Source organism: Streptomyces sp. bgisy159 (genome assembly GCF_057707805.1).
The window spans coordinates 1-20279 of the sequence record NZ_JBYIQX010000047.1 but is presented as its reverse complement, the minus strand read 5'-3'; the positions used below and the strand labels follow the sequence as shown (position 1 = coordinate 20279).

16 protein-coding genes are annotated in these 20279 nt (G+C 72.3%); 10 read left to right on the top strand and 6 right to left on the bottom strand.

What is annotated here, in order from left to right:
• Positions 1-51: 51 nt before the first annotated feature.
• The gene (locus AC3ET3_RS30850) at positions 52-843 is read right to left on the bottom strand and encodes a DUF6597 domain-containing transcriptional factor (RefSeq protein ID WP_432134371.1); all 792 of its coding nucleotides are present in this window, start codon (positions 841-843) and stop codon (positions 52-54) included.
• Between the two features lie 154 nt (positions 844-997).
• On the opposite strand from AC3ET3_RS30850, the gene AC3ET3_RS30845 reads away from it, so the two are divergent.
• The 6 genes from AC3ET3_RS30845 (at position 998) to AC3ET3_RS30820 (ending at position 9013) form a co-directional block, all read left to right on the top strand.
• Positions 998-1732 carry a response regulator transcription factor gene (locus tag AC3ET3_RS30845; protein ID WP_432157588.1) on the top strand — a complete coding sequence of 245 codons (735 nt, stop codon included), beginning with the start codon at positions 998-1000 and terminating at the stop codon, positions 1730-1732.
• On the top strand, positions 1733-3178 hold the full coding sequence (locus AC3ET3_RS30840; RefSeq protein ID WP_432134369.1) for a HAMP domain-containing sensor histidine kinase: 1446 nt from the start codon (positions 1733-1735) through the stop codon (positions 3176-3178). It begins immediately after the preceding gene.
• Positions 3179-3299: 121 nt separating this feature from the next.
• Positions 3300-4178, top strand: a complete 879-nt coding sequence (locus tag AC3ET3_RS30835; protein WP_432157587.1) for a universal stress protein — start codon at positions 3300-3302, stop codon at positions 4176-4178.
• Between the two features lie 337 nt (positions 4179-4515).
• The gene (locus tag AC3ET3_RS30830; RefSeq protein WP_432134367.1) at positions 4516-6417 is read left to right on the top strand and encodes an alkyl/aryl-sulfatase; all 1902 of its coding nucleotides are present in this window, start codon (positions 4516-4518) and stop codon (positions 6415-6417) included.
• A 25-nt stretch (positions 6418-6442) separates the two neighbouring features.
• On the top strand, positions 6443-7657 hold the full coding sequence (locus tag AC3ET3_RS30825) for a cation:proton antiporter (protein WP_435613310.1): 1215 nt from the start codon (positions 6443-6445) through the stop codon (positions 7655-7657).
• A gap of 102 nt (positions 7658-7759) precedes the next feature.
• Positions 7760-9013, top strand: a complete 1254-nt coding sequence (locus AC3ET3_RS30820; protein WP_432157585.1) for a PP2C family protein-serine/threonine phosphatase — start codon at positions 7760-7762, stop codon at positions 9011-9013.
• A 36-nt stretch (positions 9014-9049) separates the two neighbouring features.
• Here AC3ET3_RS30820 and AC3ET3_RS30815 read toward each other — a convergent pair whose 3' ends face one another.
• On the bottom strand, positions 9050-10573 hold the full coding sequence (locus AC3ET3_RS30815) for a multicopper oxidase family protein (protein WP_435613309.1): 1524 nt from the start codon (positions 10571-10573) through the stop codon (positions 9050-9052).
• A gap of 218 nt (positions 10574-10791) precedes the next feature.
• Positions 10792-11340, bottom strand: coding sequence for a hypothetical protein (locus AC3ET3_RS30810; protein WP_435613308.1), 549 nt, complete (start codon positions 11338-11340; stop codon positions 10792-10794).
• 219 nt (positions 11341-11559) lie between these two features.
• Here AC3ET3_RS30810 and AC3ET3_RS30805 point away from each other — a divergent pair, with 219 nt between their 5' ends.
• Positions 11560-11826, top strand: coding sequence for an SHOCT domain-containing protein (locus tag AC3ET3_RS30805; RefSeq protein WP_432134416.1), 267 nt, complete (start codon positions 11560-11562; stop codon positions 11824-11826).
• A 9-nt stretch (positions 11827-11835) separates the two neighbouring features.
• Here the strand turns inward: AC3ET3_RS30805 and AC3ET3_RS30800 are convergent, their stop codons facing one another.
• Positions 11836-12501, bottom strand: coding sequence for a hypothetical protein (locus AC3ET3_RS30800; protein WP_432134363.1), 666 nt, complete (start codon positions 12499-12501; stop codon positions 11836-11838).
• Positions 12502-12951: 450 nt separating this feature from the next.
• Here AC3ET3_RS30800 and AC3ET3_RS30795 point away from each other — a divergent pair, with 450 nt between their 5' ends.
• The gene (locus AC3ET3_RS30795) at positions 12952-14625 is read left to right on the top strand and encodes a phospholipase D-like domain-containing protein (RefSeq protein ID WP_432134362.1); all 1674 of its coding nucleotides are present in this window, start codon (positions 12952-12954) and stop codon (positions 14623-14625) included.
• Between the two features lie 185 nt (positions 14626-14810).
• Entirely contained in the window at positions 14811-15290 is a 480-nt protein-coding gene (locus AC3ET3_RS30790) for a hypothetical protein (protein WP_435613307.1), read from the top strand.
• A 195-nt stretch (positions 15291-15485) separates the two neighbouring features.
• On the opposite strand, the gene AC3ET3_RS30785 is transcribed toward AC3ET3_RS30790, so the two are convergent.
• A complete protein-coding gene (locus AC3ET3_RS30785) occupies positions 15486-16379 on the bottom strand; it encodes a phosphorothioated DNA-binding restriction endonuclease (protein WP_432157582.1) in 894 nt (297 codons plus the stop codon).
• Between the two features lie 327 nt (positions 16380-16706).
• Positions 16707-18326 (bottom strand): ABC-F family ATP-binding cassette domain-containing protein, encoded by a 1620-nt coding sequence (locus tag AC3ET3_RS30780; protein ID WP_432134359.1) that lies wholly within the window; start codon positions 18324-18326, stop codon positions 16707-16709.
• Positions 18327-18873: 547 nt separating this feature from the next.
• On the opposite strand from AC3ET3_RS30780, the gene AC3ET3_RS30775 reads away from it, so the two are divergent.
• A partial coding sequence (locus AC3ET3_RS30775) for an ABC transporter substrate-binding protein (protein ID WP_432134358.1) occupies positions 18874-20279 on the top strand: 1406 nt, incomplete at its 3' end.

Genomic DNA, 20279 nt, shown 5'->3' with positions numbered 1-20279 from the left:
GGTGCCCCCGGTCGGTGGGCCGGCCGGACCGGCTGTCCATGGCCGGTGGGGTCAGCGGGTCGCCTCCGCGTACGTGGTCGGGGGTATGCCCACCGTCGCTGTGAAGTCGCGGGTCAGATGGGCCTGGTCGGCGTAGCCGAGGTCGGCGGCGAGGGTGGGCCAGTCGACGCCGTGGTCGGTCTCGGCGCGTTCCAGGGCCTCGTGGATGCGGTAGCGCAGGACGACCCACTTCGGCGGCACCCCCACGTACTCGGCGAACAGCCGCTGCAGAAGACGGACCGAGAGGCCGGCGTCACGGGCGAGGTCGGTGACCCGGCGGATCGACCGGTCGGTGCGGACCCGGTCGACCAGAGCCGTCGCCAGCTCGGCGCGGGGGTCGGGCCGGGGGCCCAGGGAGAGCAGGTGGGCGTCCAGCGCGGCCACCCGGGCGTCGTCGTCCTGCGGGTCCAGGACCGGGGCGGGATCGGTGCCGGTCAGCCGCAGACGCCGGCCCGTCCAGTGGCTGACCGGCCGGCCGGGGGAGAAGGGGCGGAAGCCGCCCGGGCGGAACTGGACCCCGCAGACCCGGCCGCGCCCCTCCAGCCGCTGCGTGAACAGGCCGAGACCCACGCCGGACACCTCGGCGAAGGGCGCCCGGTGGTCGTACCGCTGGAAGACGATGTTGACCGACGGGTGCGGGACGACCCGCGAGACGTGCGGCTCGGACAGGTCCCAGTCGATGAGCCAGTAGTGCTCCAGGTACGGAGCGAGGGGCGCGGCGGGCTCGCGGCGGCGGAACCGCACGCGGGCGAACAGTCGCGCGGCGTCGACGATGCCTCGGGTGTCGCGGCGGGGAGCGGCCATGACGGGATCGTAGGGCGGGGCACTGACACCGATGCCGGGACAACCGGGCCGGGCCCGGCCGCCGACCGCTCCGAGCTGCGGCGGAGCCCGGTTGTGACGGTGAGAGGCCGGTAAGAGGAGGCTGAACGGCCGACGGCGTTGGCAGACTGGGAGCGTGGCGCAGAACGTTCTCCTCGCTGAAGACGACCGGGCGATCCGGCACGCCCTGGAACGTGCCCTCACCCTGGAGGGCTACCGGGTCACGGCGGTCGCCGACGGGGTGGAGGCGCTGGCCCACGCCCACAAGAGCCCGCCCGACGTGCTCGTCCTGGACGTGATGATGCCGGGCATCGACGGGCTGCAGGTTGCCCGGGTGCTGCGGGCCGAGGGGGACCGCACGCCGATCCTCATGCTGACCGCGCTGGTGGAGACCGCCGACCGGATCGCCGGCCTGGACGCCGGGGCCGACGACTACGTGGTCAAGCCGTTCGACATCGAGGAGGTCTTCGCCCGGCTGCGCGCCCTGCTGCGGCGGGCCGGCCCCGCCTCCGCCCCGGCCGCCGACGCCGCCGCCCCGGCCGGCGAGACGCCCCCCGCCGCCGCCCCCACCCGGTACGTCGAGGCCGCCGGGCTGCGGATGGACCCGCAGGCGCGCCGGGTGTGGCGCGGCGGGCGCGAGCTGGAGCTGACGCGCACCGAGTTCGAACTGCTGGAACTGCTCGTGCGCAACGCGGGCATCGTGCTCGACCACTCCACGATCTACGACCGGATCTGGGGGTACGACTTCGGGCCCGGCTCGAAGAACCTCGCCGTCTACGTCGGCTACCTGCGCCGCAAGCTCGACGAGCCCGGCGCCCCCCAGCTGATCCACACCGTGCGGGGCGTGGGCTACGTGCTGCGGGAGTCCTGAGTGGGCGGTCGGCCGCCCTGGCGGCGCCGCAGGCTGGTGTCGCTCGGTACGACCTTCGCCGTCTCCTTCGCGTCCGTCACCGCCGCGGTGACCGTGCTCGTCGGGATCCTCTCCTACAACGCCGCCGCCCGGCTGGTCCGCGTCGACCAGCAGACGGTGTTCGACGAGGTGGTGCAGGACGTCCGCTACGAGGTGCGGCGGCGCACCATGACCCCCGAGGACTTCTCCTCCGCGCCCGGACACGACCTGGTCCGCCCGGCCCGCACCGATGTGCAGGTCCTCGCCGCGGACGGCAGCGTGATCGACCCCGGCAGCCCCGCCCTGCCGGTCGCGGCGGCCGACCGGGCCACGGCGGGGGCGGGCGGCGCGGGCGTCGTGGCCGTCCACAAGGACGTCGGGGTCGACGGCGACGTGTACCGCGTCGCCACCGTCTCCCTCGGCGGTGGACGGGGCGCGGTGCAGGTCGCGCAGCAGTTCAGCGACACCGAGGACCTGCTGCGGGCGCTCCAGCGGCGCACGCTCGTCCTGATGACGGCGGTCGTCACGGCCGCCGGGCTGTTCGGCTGGTGGCTGGCCCGCCGGATCACCCGCCGGCTGGTGGTGCTCACCACCGCCGCCGAGGACGTCGCCCGCACCCGGCGGCTCGGTGTGCCGGTGCCGGTCACCGGCTCCGACGAGGTGGGCCGGCTCGGCCGCGCCTTCGACCGCATGCTGGGCCGGCTCGCCCAGTCGGAGGAGGACCAGCGTCGGCTGGTGCAGAACGCCGGGCACGAGCTGCGGACGCCGCTGACCTCGCTGCGGACCAACATCTCGCTGCTGCGGCGCATCGACGAACTGCCGCCCGGCAGCCGCGAGGAACTCGTCGCCGACCTCGCCGAGGAGGCCCGGGAACTGACCGACCTGGTCAACGAACTCGTCGAGCTGGCCGCCGGGCAGTCGGACACCGAGCCGGCGCGCCGGCTCGACCTCGCCGACCTCGCCGACGAGGTCGCGGCGGTGGCCCGGCGCCGTACCGGGCGGGAGATCGTGGTGCGGGCGAGCGGGGACACCACCACCGACGGGCGGCCGGGACTGCTGACCCGGGCCGTGTCCAACCTGGTGGAGAACGCCGCCAAGTTCGACCGGGACGGCACCGCGCCGATCGAGATCGACGTCCGCGGGCCGTCGGTGCCCGCGGGTCCGGCGCGGCGCGGGACGGTGCGGGTCGCCGTGCTGGACCGCGGGCCCGGTATCGCCGACACCGATCTGACCCGGGTCTTCGACCGCTTCTACCGCGCCGCCGACGCCCGTTCCCTGCCCGGGTCGGGTCTCGGCCTGTCCATCGTCCGCGAGGTGGCCCTCGCCCATGGCGGCACCCAGTTCGCCTTCGGCCGCGACGGGGGCGGCACGGTCATCGGGTTCACGGTCGGCGGCGGGGGGCCGCGGGAGCGTGACGGGGAGGAGTGACGAGGGTCCGGGGCCCTGCCGGGGACGGGCCGGGGCCGTCCGGCCCGATGCGCGGCGCGCCGGACGGGCGCAGGCTGGAGGGGGCCCGGGAGGGACCCGGCCGGGATTCAGGAGGAGCCACATGGTGCAAGCCGTCGTCGTGGGAGTGGACGGGTCGCCGGCCGCGCTGGCCGCCGTCGAGACCGCCGCGCACGAGGCCGCGCTGCGCGGGACGAGCCTGCGCCTGGTGCACGCCTTCGGCTGGCCGTCGGTGCACGTGCCGCCCCGCGCGGCGCCGTGGAACCCCACCACGGCCGGGGTGCGCGAGCTGGTGGACGGCACGCTCGCCGAGGCCGAATCGCGCGCCCGCGAGGCCGAGCCGCGGCTGGAGATCGACCGCGAGGTCACCGTCGGCGAACCCGTGATGGTGCTGGAGCTGGAGTCGCGCACCGCCTCGCTGGTCGTGGTCGGCAGCCGGGGCCGGGGCGCCTTCGGAAGCCTGCTGCTGGGCTCCACCGCGGTTCACCTGTCCGCCCACGGCCACAGCCCCGTCCTCGTGGTACGCGGCCGGCCCGAGCCGGCCGGCCCGGTGCTGCTCGCGGTCGACGGTTCGCCGGCGGGGGAGGCGGCGGTCGGGTTCGCCTTCGCCGAGGCGGCCATGCGCGGCGTCGACCTGCTCGCCCTGCACGTGTGGAACACCCGGACCGAACGGGCCTACGAGGGCCCCGGGGACCCCCTGAACGTGGTCGTCGACATCGACCGCCTCCAGCAGGAGGAACAGCGGCTGCTGGACGACACGATCGCCCGGTGGCAGAGCCGCCGGCCCGAGGTGCGCGTGGAACGCCGACTGGTGCGCTCCCGGGTTCGGCACGCCCTGATCGAGGCCAGCGCCGAGGCCCAGCTGCTGGTGACCGGCGCCCGCGGCCACGGCGGCTTCACCGGCCTGCTGCTCGGCTCCGTCAGCCAGGCCCTGCTCCACCACGCCGACTGCCCGGTCGCGGTGGTCCGCGGCGAGGGCTGAACCGGGGCGTCGGCAGCCCGGCGGGGCGTTGCCACGCCGGCCGGGCCGGGGCGGCGTACGCCGGAGCGCGCCGCACGTAGTGCCTCCGGGCTGTCCGTCCCGGCGTGCCCGGCAGCGCCGTTCCGGGCTGTCCGTCCCGGCGTGCCCCGGCAGCGCCGCTCCGGGCCGCGTACCCCGGACGGCCCCCATCCGCTCGTGCGCCGCCCGGCGCCGGGCGAGGGTGGCACTGGCCGAGTCCGCCGCCGGGCCGCCGTTTCCGTCCGCCGTTTCCGTCGCGCCGTCGTCCCGGCGCCGCACCGACGGCCCGGCGCCCGCCCGGAGACCGAGGGAGACCGCGATGCCCCTGAACACCGACACCAAGCCGGCCGAACCGGCTGTGGCGAAGGCCAACGAGGCCGTCCGGCGGCGCTTCCCGTTCGACGACACCCAGGACCTGAAGGACGCGCGGCGCGGCTTCATGGGCACGGCGGCGGACCCGGTGATCCGGGACGGCGAGGGGCGCACGGTGTGGGACCTCGACGCGTACGGCTTCCTCGCACAGGACTGCCCGGCCACCGCCAACCCCAGCCTGTGGCGGCAGAGCCGGCTCTGCTCGGACCACGGTCTGTTCGAGGTCACCGAGGGCATCTACCAGGTGCGCGGCTTCGACCTGTCCAACATGACGGTCGTCGAGGGCGGGCGCGGTGTCCTCGTCATCGACCCGCTGCTGTGCGCGGAGACCGCCGCCGCGGGGCTCGCCCTGTACCGGGCCCACCGGGGTGAGCGGCCGGTGACGGCCGTGCTGTACACCCACAGCCACGCCGACCACTTCGGCGGCGTACGCGGTGTGATCACCGACGAGGACGTGGAGCGCGGCGTCCCGGTGTTCGCCCCGCAGGGCTTCCTCGCGCACGCCGTCAGCGAGAACGTCTACGCCGGTACGGCGATGAGCCGCCGCGCCGCCTACATGTACGGTGCCGCCCTGCCGAAGGGCGAGCGCGGGCAGATCGGCGCCGGACTCGGCCAGACCGTCTCCACCGGCACGGTCGGCCTGATCCCGCCGACCGCCTCCATCACGCGCACCGGGCAGACCGAGACGGTCGACGGCATCCGCATGGTCTTCCAGCTCACCCCCGGCACCGAGGCCCCCGCCGAGCTGAACCTGCACTTCCCCGACCACGCGGCCCTGTGCATGGCGGAGAACGCCACCCACAACCTGCACAACCTGCTCACGCTGCGCGGCGCCGAGGTCCGCGACCCGCGGGTCTGGGCCCGCTACCTCACCGAGGCCATCGGTCTCTTCGCCCACTCCTCCGACGTCGCCTTCGCCTCCCACCACTGGCCGGTGTGGGGCCGTGACCGGGTCGTCGGCTTCCTGTCCGAGCAGCGCGACCTGTACGCCTATCTGCACGACCAGACCCTGCGCATGCTCAACCAGGGCCTGACGGCGGCGGAGATCGCCGAGCGCATGCAGTTGCCGCCCGCGCTGGAGCGGTCCTGGCACACCCACGGCTACTACGGCTCGGTCAGCCACAACACCAAGGCGGTGTACCAGCGTTACCTGGGCTGGTTCGACGGCAACCCGGCCCACCTGTGGGAGCACCCACCGGTCGAGTCCGCCCGCCGGTACGTCGCGTTCATGGGCGGTGCCGACGAAGTCCTGCGCCGGGCCCGGCAGTCGTACGCCGACGGCGACTTCCGCTGGGTCGCCCAGGTCGTCAACCACGTCGTCTTCGCCGACCCGGACAACGCCGAGGCCCGCGCCCTGCAGGCCGACGCCCTCGAACAGCTCGGCTACGGCAGTGAGAACGGCACCTGGCGCAACTTCTACCTCATGGGCGCGCTCGAACTGCGGCACGGCTCCGTGGGCACCCCCACCGCCAGCAACTCGCCCGACCTGATGACCGCGCTGACCCTCGACCAGCTCTTCGACGCGCTGGCCATCCGGGTGGACGGGCCGCGCAGCTGGGAGGCCGACATCACGGTGCGCTGGAACCTGACGGGCGGTGAACGCGTCACCCTGCGGCTGCGCAACGGTGTCCTCACCCACGTCACGGGCGCCGGGCCGGCCGCCGCCGACCCGGACGTCGAGATCACCCTCGCCGAGGCGGACCTGCGCGCCGTCCTGGCCGGCGTGCTCGCCCCCGCCGACCTGGCGGCCCGTGACGGGGTCACGGTCGGCGGCGACCTCGGCAGGCTCACCGAGCTCCTCGGGCATCTGAGTGATCCCGACCCGGACTTCGCCCTCGTGACCCCGTGACCCGGCGACCCCGGTCGAGCGGTTCATGGCGCATCCCGGCACCCTTGTCCTGATCATGGCGGCCGCCGTGCTCGCGCCGCTCCTTGCGGAGGGCGTGGCACGCCGGATCCGCGTCCCCCTGGTCATCTTCGAGATCGGCCTCGGCATCCTCCTCGGACCGGATGTGCTCGGCTGGGCCGGCCCCGACCAGGTCGTGAGCACCCTGTCCCACCTGGGGCTGGCCATGCTGATCTTCCTCGCCGGCTACGAGATCGACTTCCTGGCGGTCCGCGGCTCGCCGCTGCGCCGGTCGGTGGCGGCCTGGCTGGTGTCCCTGGCCGTCGGCATCGGGCTGGGCCTGCTGGTGGGCGGCGGCGACCGGTACGAGGCGTACGTCGTCGGCACCGCGCTGACCAGCACCGCGCTCGGGACGGTGCTGCCGATCCTGCGCGACGAGCGCATGCTGCGGACGCCCTTCGGCACGCTGATGTCGGCGTTCGGCGCCATCGGCGAGTTCGGCCCGGTGGTGGCCATGGCGCTGCTGCTCAGCGGGCGCCGGCCGGCTCAGTCCGCGGCCCTGCTCGTCGTGTTCGCGGCGATCACCGCCGGCGCCGTGTGGTGGGCGCTGCGGCCCCGGACGCCGTGGTTCTCCCGGCTGGTGGAGAAGACCCTGCACACCAGCGGGCAGTTCGCGGTCCGCTTCGTGATGCTGCTGCTGGCCGGCATGCTGGCGCTGGCCGAGGCGTTCGGCCTGGACATCCTGCTCGGCGCGTTCGCCGCCGGTCTCCTCACCCGCCTCGTCCTGCGCGGCGCCCCGCCCGCCCACGGCGCCGAGATCTTCGGCAAGGTCGAGGCGATGGGCTTCGGCTTCCTCGTCCCGCTGTTCTACGTCGTCACCGGCATCGAGTTCGACCTGGCCGCCCTGCTGGACGGCGGGCGGGCCCTGCTGCTGGTCCCGGTGTTCCTGCTGCTGTTCCTGCTGGTGCGCGGCGGCCCGGTGTACCTGTTCGCGCCGCGCGGCCTCGGCCGGGCCGAGCGGGTGGCGCTCACCCTCTTCACGTCCACCTGCCTGCCGCTCGTCGTGGCCATCACCACCATCGGCGTGGACCAGAAGGTCATCGGCACGGACGAGGCCGCCGCCCTGGTCGGCGCCGCCATGCTGTCCGTGCTCCTGCTGCCCCTGCCGGCACTGCGGCTCCTGCACGGCCGGGGCCGGGCGGAGCCGCCGTCCCTGCCGACGACCGAGGCGGAGGCTTGGTGAACGCCGTGCCCCGGCCGTCGTGCACCGTCGGCAACGCGCGCTCCGGTACCGGCGCCCGTAGATTGAGGACCAGTCGGCGGGGGCGGGAAGGGAGTGCTGCCAGTGGCCTCGCAGGTCGACCACGCCGCGTTGTTCGCCGCGACACCGAGCCCCTACCTGGTCCTCGACCCGCACCTGGTCATCGTCGACGTGAACCGCGCCTATCTGACGGCCACCGGACGCACCCGCGACGACCTCCTCGGCCGCCACATCTTCACCGCGTTCCCCGACAACCCGGCCGATCCGGAGGCCACCGGGGTGCGCAACCTGCGCGCCTCCCTGGACCGGGTGCTGGTGACCCGCCGGGCCGACACCATGGTGCTGCAGAAGTACGACATCCCGGTCGCGGGCCGGCCCGGGACGTTCGACGAGCGCTGGTGGTCGCCGGTGAACACGCCCGTCCTCGGCTCGGACGGCCAGGTGGCCTACATCATCCACTGGGTGGAGGACGTCACCGTCTTCGTCAAGGAGCACCAGGCGCTCGCCCCGGACAGCATCCGGGTGGGCCGGCGCCTGGAGGAGGCCCAGGCCCTGCACGCCGAGCTGTACACCCGGGCCCGCGAGGTGCAGCGGCTGAACGAGGAGCTGCGGCAGGCGCACACCCGCGAACGCAAGGTCGCCGTCACCCTGCAGCAAGCCATGCTGCGCACCCCCGACCTGGACCACCACCGTGATGTCGCGGTGCGCTACCTGCCCGCCGCGGGCTCCCTCAACGTGTGCGGCGACTGGTACGACGTCGTCGACATCCCGCCCGACCGGCTCGCCGTCGCGGTCGGCGACGTCATCGGCCACGGACTGGAGGCGGCGGCCGTCATGGGCATGCTGCGCGCCGCCCTGTCCGCCGCCATCCGCGCCCTGGAGCGCCCGGCGCAGGCCCTGGAGGTGCTCGGCCTGTACGCCCGGTCGGTAGAGGGGGCGCTCGGCACCACCGCCTTCAAAGCGATCATCGACGCCCGCAGCCGGCTCATCACCTACAGCAGCGCCGGCCATCCGCCGCCGGTGCTCGTCCGCCCCGACGGCGGCTGGGACTTCCTGGACCGGGCCACCGACCCACCGCTCGGCGCCCGGCCGCAGCACGTCCCGCGCCCCCAGTCGAGCGCGTCCTACCGGCCCGGGGACACCCTGGTGCTCTACACCGACGGGCTCATCGAGCGCCGCGGCGAGGACATCGACGTCGGCCTGCGCCGGCTGACCGACGTACTCGGCGAGTACGCCGGCCGGCTCGGCGCCGAACAGCTCGCGGACACCGTCCTGGACCGCCTCGGCGTCCGCGGCGGCGGCCGGGACGACGTCGCGCTGATCGTCGTACGGCTCTGAACGGCCTCTGAACGGCCCCGGCCGCCGCCGGTGGGGTCAGTCCTCGTAGGCCAGCAGCGCCATCATCCCGGCCTCCCCGTGGTACGCGTTGTGGCAGTGCAGCAGCCACCGGCCGGGGTTGTCCGCGTCGAAGAAGACCGACACCGTCCTCCCGGGCAGCACGATCGCGGTGTCCTTGCGGGGCCCGTCGGCGCCGAGCTGGTAGGTGTGGCCGTGCAGGTGCACCGGGTGCCACATCCCGGTGGAGTTGACGAAGTCCAGCCGGACGCGCTGCCCCTCGGCCACGGTGATCGGCCGGCGGGCCGGGTCGTCCATGTCGAACCGCTCGCCGTTGATCGCCCAGTCGTACGCCATCATGCCGCCGGTCAGCTCGACGCGGTGGACCCGGTCGGCCTTCCCCGACGGCAGCCGGACGTCGTCCGCGGCCTTCAGCCGGGACCCGGTCGCGACCGCCCCCTCCAGTTCCCCGGGCCGGAAGTCCGCCACCGGGGCGGCGCCGGAACCGGTGCGGACGAGAGCCCGCCCGACGGCGTTCTTCCCCTCCGCCAGGGCGACCAGCGGGAAGACGCCGTCGCCGAGGGTGACCAGCACGTCGTAGCGTTCGCCCATGCCGATCAGCAGGGCGTCGGCCTCCTGGTGCCGGACGGGGAAGCCGTCGGTGTGGGTGACGGTCATCCGGTGCCCGCCGAGGGCCACGCGGTACGCGGTGTCGCCCCCGGCGTTGACCAGCCGCAGCCGGACCCGCCGGCCGGGGGCGCTCCGCAGGACCTGCGGGTCGCCCGGAACCCGGCCGTTGACCAGGTGGTACGGGTACCTCACATCGCCGGCGTCCCCGCCCAGCAGCGGGCTCTCCGCCCCCATCAGCATGTGCTTCATCGCCATGCCGCCGCCGTGCATCGCGCCCATGCCCCGCTTCAGCTCGGCGTAGACCTCGTCCGGGGTGCCCGCGACTCCGTCCAGCCAGTCGTCCAGCACGACGACCCACTCGTCGTCGTACGACAGCGGTTCGTTGGGGTCCTCCACGATCAGCGGTGCGTACAGGCCCCGGTCCAGCTGGAGGCCGACGTGCGGGTGGAAGAAGTAGGTGCCCGGCGCGTCGGCGAGGAAGCGGTAGGTGAAGTCCTGGCCGGAGGCGACGGCCGTCTGGGTGACGGGCGGTACGCCGTCCATGTCGTTGCGCAGGGCGATGCCGTGCCAGTGGACGGAGGTGGTGGTCCGGTCGGGGAGGCGGTTGGACAGTGTGGCGGCGACCAGGTCACCGGCCGAGACCCGCAGCTCCTCGCCGGGCGTCCGGCCGGCGAAGGCCCAGGTGCCGGCCGTGACACCGCCGCCCAGCTCCACCGGGGCCGGCGCGGCGACCAGGCTCACCTCGTGCGTCCGGCCGGTCCGGTTCCGCTTGCCGTCCGCCGCGCCGACCGCGGCACCGGACGGGCTGACCAGGGCGGGCCGGCCGGCGCCGGAGCCACCGCCACAGGCGGCGAGCACACCGGCGCCGGCGACACCGAGCCCGGCCAGGAGGAAGGAGCGGCGGCCGGGGGTGCTTCCAGGGGTTTCGCTCACACGGGTGCTGTTCACAGGGGCGTGGGCGGGGGTGCTGTGCGCAGGGGTGTTGTTCACGGGGGCCTCTTCTCACGATGCGTTTCGCTGTGGTGGCTGACGGTCACGGCGGCGCGTCCGGGGACATGTGTGCCCGGGGGAGGCGGAACCCTGACAGGGGCCTACGGCCCTCGAACGAGGACAGGGGGCTCCCCGTGGACGTGCGCGGCCGTGGGCGCGCTCTACAGCAGCAGTCGGGAGAGGACGGAGAGATCGGGTGGCGCCCGCCCCACCGTTCCCGGCATGCCGGGCCCGCCGGCCAGGCGCCCGGCCCGGGCCGGAGCCCGCCCGGCGATGGCCCCGGCCGGCGGCAGGATCTTGACCGTGTCGACCCCGGCGGCTGAGCAGTGCTGCCCCGCCGAGCCCGAACAGGGTCCGCCGTCGCCGATGGCGACCGGAACGGGGGCCACGGCGGTGGCGGTGGCGGTGACCTGCGACGGCGCGGACGCGCCGGGGGCGGGGGACACGTGAGCGGAAGGGCCGGAGGGACCGGAGGCGCGGTGCGGCGTGGAGGGACCGGAAGGGTGGTGCGGCGTGGAGGGACCGGAGGCGCGATGCGGCGCGGAGGCCGGCGCCGCATGACTCACCGGCGCGGACGTCTCGTGGTGCACGAGCACCGCGAGCACCGCGAGCACCGCGACGACGGCGGCCCGCGCCCAGGACGCGACGACAGGCCGGGCGGTGTGCCGGTCCCTCGCCGCGGCGGGTGCCGCCGCTGTCGTCGTCGTCATGTGATCCGTCCGTGCTGGATGTTTCCGGGCAGGGTCAATGTACCCGGGGGAGGTACCCTCCGCCGCGCCGGAGGGAAGGCCCGGGCCGAAGGGCCCTGCGCCTTGACCGCTTCGGCCCATGACGTCCCGCCGGGAGAGGGCGACGGTGAAGGGGAGGGCAGGGGCGCCCCCGCAGCCGCCGGAGCCGCGCTCCCCTGTCACGAAGAGGCGGTGAGCACCGTGATGTTCTGGTATGACCACGACGTCGGCGGCTGGGGCTGGTTCGCGATGTCGGCCGGCATGATCCTCTTCTGGGCCGTCCTCATCACCTTCGGCGTCCTGCTCTTCCGCGCCCTGTCCCACCCGGACACGCCCCCGCCGCCCCCCGCCGGACCCGGCGCTCCGGAACAACTTCTCGCCGAGCGCTTCGCACGCGGGGAGATCGACGAGGACGAGTACCAGCGGCGTCTGGGGATTCTGCAGAACACCCCGGGCCGGAGGAAGTGACGCCGTCGGCTACCGGGCGAAGGCCTTGCCGCGGTGCGCGTCGGCGCCGCACATGCGCTTCTCCGTCGCCGTCATCTTGCGGGAGTTGACGACGAGTGAGTTGGTGACGCCGTCCGTCCCGTTGGGCGCCGGGCTGGTGACGGTGTCACCGAAGAACCAGTAGTAGTGGCCCCACTTCGGACTGTCGTAGTGGGTCTGCCACGTGCCCGAGACCTGCCGCATCACCTGGGCGCGGGAGATCCAGCCGACCTCACCGGGCCGCACCGTCATGGTGAGCGAGCTGCTCTCCGAGTGGGACGTGGACCAGCTGTGGTTGTAGCTGGCGGTCACACTCAGGTCCACGATCCCGGCGATCTTGCCGCCCGTCGTGACCGAGACGCCCAGCGAGTCGCTCGACCCCACGGTGTCGTTCCAGGTCACCGACTGGGTGGCGGTGGAGCTGCTGCAGTTGTAGAGGTGGTCGGAGACCTTGTGGAACCCTCCGAGGTAGGCCTTGCCGACCGTGGGGGAGTTGAACGTGCACTTGCCCACGCCGGACGCGCAGTCCGTCAGGAGCTGCCGGCGGGTCGGCTGCTCGTCGGCCACCGCGGACGGTGCCGCCGCCAGCGCGAGTCCGCCGACGGTCACCAGGGGCACCAGACGTCCGGCGTAGCGCCGGAAGCGATTCGAGGTCATCTGCTGTCGTCACCTCTTGCGTCAAGGGGGGTCGGTGGACCGGGGCACTCGTGCCGGCGGCCGCCTTCGGGACGGCCGTACCGGTCCACCGCCTGTTGCAGAGCGAGACAGCTCCCACCCCGTGCAGGTGCAGTCAGATCACGCCAATCATCGTACTGATCCAGCCAGTTGACCGCTTCGGGCGGAACGGGCCCCGTTGCGCCCGGTAGGCGTCACTTTCCGGTCAACTCTTCCCCGGTGCGGGCGCCGGCGGCCCCGACGGCCGCGGGCCCGGGCGCACGGCGGGGCACGGGGGTACCGCGTCGTCCGGTCGGCGCGCGCCGGGGGCGCTCCGCTGACCGATCATCACCGGTCCGGCGCCGACACGCGGCTACCAGGCGGTAGCTTCTTCGCACTCGTGATCCGGACCGACCGTCGAGGTCCGCGACCCGCCTCCGTCGAAGGACCTCCGTGCACCGCCAGTTCCGCCGTGTCATGGCCCCGGCCGCAGTCCTGTCCGCAGCCCTGGCCACGCTGGGCGCCCCGCCCGCCCACGCCGCCGGCACCAGTACCACTGCCGGCACCAGCCCCAGCACCAACGTCGGCGCCGACTCCGGCGCCCCTGTCGGCACCCCGCATCTCGACCGGGTCGAGGACGTCCTTCGGCAGGTGTCGCCCGGCCTGGAGGGCAGGGTGTGGGGGCGGAGCGCCGGCAACACCCTCGCCGCGGAGCCCGGCGACCCGGCCGGCTGGCTGCTGCAGACCCCGGGCTGCTGGGGCGATGCCTCCTGCGCACACCGCACAGGCTCCCGGAAGCTGCTGTCGGCCATGGTCCGCGACATCTCACGTGCCCGGCGCACCGTGGACATCTCCTCGCTCGCCCCGCTGCCCGACGGGGCGTTCAACGACGCGATCGCCGACGGGCTCCGGGCGTCGGTGGCCGCCGGTCACCGGCTCAAGGTCCGCGTCCTCGTCGGTGCGGCCCCGCTCTACCACGCCGACGTCATCCCGTCCGTGTACAAGAACGACCTGCTCGACCGGCTCGGTGACGCGGCGGACGCCGTCACCCTCGACGTCGCCTCCATGACGACGTCGAAGACCGCCTTCTCCTGGAACCACTCCAAACTCGTCGTGGTCGACGGCGAGTCGGTGATCACCGGTGGGATCAACGACTGGAAGGGCGACTATCTCGACACCTCCCACCCGGTCACGGACGTCGACCTGGCCCTGCGCGGCCCCGCCGCCCGCACCGCGGGCGCCTACCTGGACACCCTGTGGGACTGGACCTGCCGCAACGCGGGCAACCCCGCGAAGGTGTGGCTGGCCACCTCCGGACACGCCCCGTGCATGGCCTCGCTCGAACGCGACGCCAACCCCGGGCCCGCCCCGGCCGACGGCACGACACCCGTCATCGCCGTGGGCGGTCTCGGGGTCGGCATCGAGGACCGCGACCCCGCCTCGTCGTTCGCGCTCCCTGCCATGGCCTCGCCCAGGGACGCCACCTGCTTCCCCCGCGTGCTGGGCGACCGCACCAACACCGACCGCGACTACGACACGGTCAACCCCGAGGAGAGCGCGCTGCGCGCCCTGATCGCCAGTGCCCGTGACCACGTGGAGATCTCCCAGCAGGACCTCAACTCCACGTGCCCTCCGCTGCCCCGCTACGACGTCCGCCTGTACGACACCCTGGCGGCCAGGCTCGCCGCGGGCGTGAAGGTCAGGATCGTCGTCAGCGACCCGGCCAACCGCGGCCTGATCGGCAGCGGCGGCTACTCGCAGATCAAGTCCCTCACCGAGATCAGCGACACGCTCCGCGACCGCCTGACCCTCGCGACGGGCAGCACGGCCGACGCCGACCGGGTGATGTGCGCCAACCTGCAACTGGCCTCGTTCCGCGCGGCCGGCCCGGGCACCTGGGCGGACGGCAAGCCCTACGCCCTGCACCACAAGCTGATCTCCGTCGACGACTCGGCCTTCTACATCGGCTCGAAGAACCTCTACCCGTCCTGGCTCCAGGACTTCGGCTACATCGTCGAGGACCCGGCCGCCGCACGGCAGCTGGAGCGGGACCTCCTCGACCCGGAGTGGCAGCACTCCCGCCACACGGCGACCTACGACCACAGCACGGGCACGTGCCCCCGCTGACGCCGACGCCGTAGCCCGCCCACGGGAGCCCCGCTCCCCGGGCGAGCGCGGGGCCCCGGCCGGGCCCCTCCCGAGGGACTTCGATCGGCGGTTCGCGCACCGCGCCCGGTGGGTGCACGCGCTAGCTTGCCCGCAGTGGACGGCCACTGCGGGCTCCCGCTCCCAGGGGCGGAGACAGGCAAGTCATGCGGTTGACGCGTACGGCACACGGGCTGCGGGCCTCGCTGCGCAACAACGGGCAGGCCTACGGGTTCTCCGTGGTGATCACCGCCGCCCTCGGCTTGCTGAACACCGAGGCCAAGGTCTCCGGATCAGCGCACTTCGTCTACTTCGCGCTGGGCGCGGCCCTCGCGTTCAGCCTGCTGGAGGCCGTCGCGTCCGTCGGCCTCCGACGCCCGCTGGAGCAGGAGCCCGGCACGGTCACCGCGCTGGGCATCTCGCTGAGCCTGATGTCCGTGGGCGCCTCGGCCACCCTCGCCTGGGGCATCGCCTATTTCCTCGGCGGCGTGGCCGCCTGGCCGGTGACGGCGCTCGCGGTGTCCGTCGCCTACCCGCTGATGGCGGGCGTGGAGCTCGCCTTCGCGCAACGAGCGCAGGAATCGTCCTCACGCGGCGGGGAGACCGGACGCCAGACGGCCCGGGAGGAAGACGAACGCCGGGGCTAGGAGACGAGAAGCTCGTCGTGCACATGTCGGTGGGCGATCTGCAACGCGCCTTGTGCATTCGCTCGGCGATGCCCTGCTTGCGCCATCGGAAGCGCACCATGACCTGGAAGTCGGCGCTCGCCCACTCAGCGCTTCGACTGCGTTGCCTGACGAGCGACGTACAGAACTGGCACGCGACCGTGCCCGTCTTTCAGGTCAGGCAGTCGTGGCAGGGCGCGGTTCGCCGTGGAAGACCTGCCGGGTATGCCAGTCGAGGTGAACCGCAGCAACAGGGTGTGAGCCGGGCTGTGGTCCGATGAGCGGGCGGCCCGCGAGGGCTATGACGTGCTCGCGGGCGGCAGGGCTGTGGCCGACGAAGCGTTGTGAGACCAGGATGCGTTGGCCGTCTCCCACGCCGAGGACGCCCTTGTCGAAGAGCTTGTGGTGCAGCGCGCACAGGCACAGCCCGTTCTCGATCTCGTCGGGTCCGCCGAACGCCCACCAGCGCACGTGAGCGGCCTCCAGCCCGACCGGTACCGCGCCGATCCTGCCGTCGTATCCGCAGAAGGCACACTGGTACTCGTAGGCGGTCAGCACGAGTTCCCGCAGCGTCCGGTCCCGCTGTCTGCGTACAGCGGAGAGTCGCTCGGACTCCGTCGGTTCCAGGTCGAGGCCGACGGCTTCGCACAGTTCCCCGTGCAGGGAGGGCGGGAAGTGCAGGTCGAGCAGCGATCGCGCGATTCTGCCGAGCAGGTCCGGATCGCGTCGCAGGGCGGCTCTCATGTCCGGCGCGAGCCGGCCGGTGGCGCCCGTCTCGCGGAGGTCCCGTACTCCGCTGCCGGGGCTGCCCGGTCCGCGATCGGTGCGGACCTCCCATACGCCGTCGCTGACCAGGTGGTGGAACGGGTAGGCGGGCGTCGTCTTGTGAGGCGGGCCGTACTCGGTCAGCAGGCGCTGCAGGTCGTGCTCCACGGCGGTGTATCGCAAACCTTCGTCGGCGTCCCTCTGGAACCGGCCGAGGGCGTACAGGAGCAGCAGCGGCTTGTGCGGAGCGCGAGTTCCGCCTTTGGTCCACTGCCTCAGCTCGGCGATCCGCTCCAGCCAGTCCATGGCCGCTGATCGTAGACGGGCTGTCGGCGACGGGGGAACGAGATCTTCGACGACAGCCCGCTGACCACGAAACCCCAGCTCAGGGCCACACAAGGCAATAAGGCTGATGCCCCGCCTCATGCAACCGATGGCTGAAATCCTGCCACTCGTGCAGCGAATGGGAGGGGCCGGGGGAATCTGGGGTTTCTTGTTGAAATGTGCGCTGAGCTGCGGAGACACCTCTACGTAGTTCTCACCGTTCTACGCCGTTTCCCATGCCCATGTGCCCTGGATGTGCCCTCGCGGTCTCACAATGCCCTGGTCAGGTCACTCCTGGAAACCGAGGGCTCACCGCGCTCGCTTCACGCGGGCCCCGTCCCACACCGGCTCCGCTGTCTCCACCACCTCGCCGTCTGCGCGGAACAGGAGGAAGCGGTTGAAGGAGCGGGCGAGCCAACGGTCGTGGGTCACGGCGATCACAGTTCCGTCGAACTCGCTGATCGCCTGCTGCAGGGCCTCGGCCGACACCAGGTCGAGGTTGTCGGTCGGCTCGTCCAGCAGCAGGAGCGTGGCACCGCCGAGCTCCAGCAGGAGGATCTGGAATCGGGCCTGTTGTCCTCCGGAGAGAGCCTCGAACCGGCGGTCCGCCGCGTCGGCCAGTTCGTAGCGGGAGAGCGCTCGCGCTGCAGTAGCCCGGTCGATCCCCTCCCGCGTCCCGTGCCCGCGGCCGAGGATCTCGGCCAGTGTGCGGCCCTCCCAGTCGGCGTGCTGGTGGGTCTGTGCGAAGTGGCCCGGCACCACGCGAGCGCCGAGTCTCGACTCACCGGTGTGGTCGAGGCTCTCACCGGCGAGCAGCCGCAGCAGGTGACTCTTGCCGGAGCCGTTCGAGCCGAGCACCGCGACCCGGTCGCCCAGGAACACGTCGAGGTCGAACGGACGCATGAGGCCGGTCAGTTCCAGCCGGTTGCAGGTGACCACGCGCGTGCCGGTGCGCCCGCCCGCCAGCCGGGGCACCACGCGCTGCTTGCGCGGCAGTTCGGGTGGCCGGCCCGCCTCCTCGTACTTCCTCAGCCGGGTCTGGGCCGCACGGTAGCGGGCGGCCATGGCCGGACTGACCTTGGCCTGCTCGCCGAGCGTGTGCACGAGTTCCTTGAGCCGGTCGTGCTCCTCGTCCCATCGGCGATGCAGCTCTTCGAGACGTTCCCTGCGGGCTGTCCGGGCTTCCTTCCAACTGGCGAACGAACCGCCGTGGACCCAGCAGCCGCGGCCCTCCAACGTGACCACCTTGGTCGCCACGTTGCCCAAGAACTCCCGGTCGTGGCTGACCAGCAGGACCGCCTTGTCCGTCTCCTGCAACCGCTGCTCAAGCCATTGCTTGCCAGCCACGTCCAGGTAGTTGTCGGGCTCGTCGAGGACGAGGACCTGCTCGCGTCCACGCAGCAGCGCTTCCAGGGCGAGGCGCTTCTGCTCCCCGCCGGAGAGGGTGTTGACCTCGCGGAACCGTGCGCGCTCGTAGGGGATGCCGAGGGCCGCTATGGTCACGACGTCCCACAACACCTCCATGTCGTAACCGCCGGCCTCGCCCCATTCGGTCAGCGCCTCCGCATACTGCATCTGGGTGGCTTCGTCGTCCTGCTCCATCATCTTCAGTTCGGCGGTGTCGAGGGCCGCCGCGATCCGGGCGAGCCGGGACGGGGCCGTGGCGAGGAGCAGGTCACGCACAGTCGAGGAGTCCCTCAGCGATCCGATGAACTGTGGCATCACCGCGAGGCCGCCTTGGACGGTGACGCTCCCGTCCTGCGGTGTCAGGGCGCCGGACGCGATGTTGACGAGGGTCGACTTACCCGCGCCGTTGTGGCCGATGAGTGCTGCCACCTCGCCTGAGCTCAACGAGAAGCTCACGTCCCGGAAGAGCGTCCTGCCGTCGTCGACTGTGTACCGAACACCGTTGAACTGAAGAAAGCCCATGAGTGAGGAGTAGATCTCTCTGTCGCGATGGCCTGCCGACGGCACTCTCATGAACGCGGCATGGGCCATTCCGTTGCATAGCTCTTGCAGCTTGCCTCTGCCGGGGTGAGCGAAGCAAGACAGCACCTGTGTCGCTTGAATAATGCCTCCCCTGGACTGGACTGCCGCTTTTCCCTGTCCAGTCGATAGGCAAACGGACCACATCCGGCCACTTCCATATGTCTGTTTCGTCCACCCCTCAGGGTTTTGCAGTGTGTGTGACGTAGATCATGCATGTCGTTTCTTCTTGACGGTTTTTGGTGACGCGTGATGGCGTGATCACCTGGGATTTCGAGGGGGGGTGAATTCGAATGAACAACATCGAGGAGACCATCGAGGTCGTCGCGGCTGCTGAGGTCGACGAGGAGCTCGACTTCGAGCAGGTGACGCTCAATGAGCAGCTTGCTTTCGTCAACCGCTGCTAATGCGGTGGCATGCCGGGTTCGCAGTCTGTGGATGTGTCCGCACTGCGAACCCGGTCATTGAATGGAAAACGGGGAGCAGTGAAATGAGCGCCACGATAGCATTCGCCCTCGACGCGATGCCGCTCACGCGTGACCTCCATCTCCCGGTGGACTACAGCGCTCGCTTCATCGCCGAAGGTGTTCTGGCGCCCCTCTTCGCCAGTGGTTCCGCCGTCAACTCTGCGGTCGAAGCATCTCCCCGCGAGGGTGGTGCGCGATGGCAGGTGCGACTCGATGAGGGCCTGCGCTGGTCGGACGGCGCACCCCTGCGTGCAGTGGACGCCGTACGCGGAATCGCCCATGCGCTCAAGCGCGGGTCGAATGCCGCCACGACATTCCTCGACCACTCCGGAAAAGCCGCGCCTGTGGTCGCGATCGACGAACGCACCGTGGAATACCGGTTCCGGCGGCCGATCACTTTCGCGCCTGAGTTGATGTCCATTCCGGACTTCGCGCCGCGTCGCCGCACGGAGGGGAAGGGTCTGTCCGGTGGTGTCGCGCTCGGCCCATTTGCCGTGGAGCGGTGGCAGGATCGGGAAATCGTGCTCCGGCGGAATCCCCACTGGGAACAGGTGGATCCGTGCCCGGACGAGCTGCGTTTCACCTGTATCGCCGAACCCGAGGAGGCCGTCCGGTCTTACTTGAGCGGCGCCATTGACATGACGGCCACCACTGGGTTCGGGGTGAAACAGGCCGCAGAATTCGCTGAGCATCCCCACGGAGTCCGGCGTCCCATAGCCGTCCATGGATCGCTCGACTTCGGACGAAGAGCCCAGGGGTTTCTGCATGCGCCGCAGGCCCGACGGGCCCTGGCCGGGCTCATCGACCGGGCTGCTCTGAGTTCGGCCACGCAGGCGCTGACCCGACCCTGGCTTCCGTCGACAGGCGTCTGGGAATCCGTCAGCCCGGCCGACCGGGACGCACTGCGTCGAGCGGCCAAAGACGGACTCGACATCGCCTACTCGGCATTTGCCCCCAACGCGGAGGCAGTGACCGAACTGGCCTCGCAGCTCGGTGCCTCCCTGGGTGTCGCCGTCACCACCACCGAGCTGACTTTCGCGCAGTACGTGCGCGCGTCGGCCGACCGGGACTTCTGCCTCCTCTACGCCCTGACATCGCCCGTCTTCGACCATCCAGCGGGATCCCTGTCCTTCTGGCGCTCGACCGGCCGTGCCGCCCGGCAGAGTGCCTTCGCCGACGAACGATTCGACGAGTTGCTGGATCTGGCGGAGGTCTGCGAGGACCCCACCGAGGCCGCACAGCGCTGGCGGGCGGCCGAGGAGCGGTGGTGGTGGACGGTTCCCAAGATCCCCCTGGTCCAGGTGTGCGCGTGGTTCCTCTGTTCACCGGGCCTGGCCGGCGCCCGGATCAGCGTGGACGGACTTCTCAGGTTCGAGCGGTTGCTCGACGGGTCGACCGGCTCCGGCCGCCTTCACCCGTGTGCAGGCGC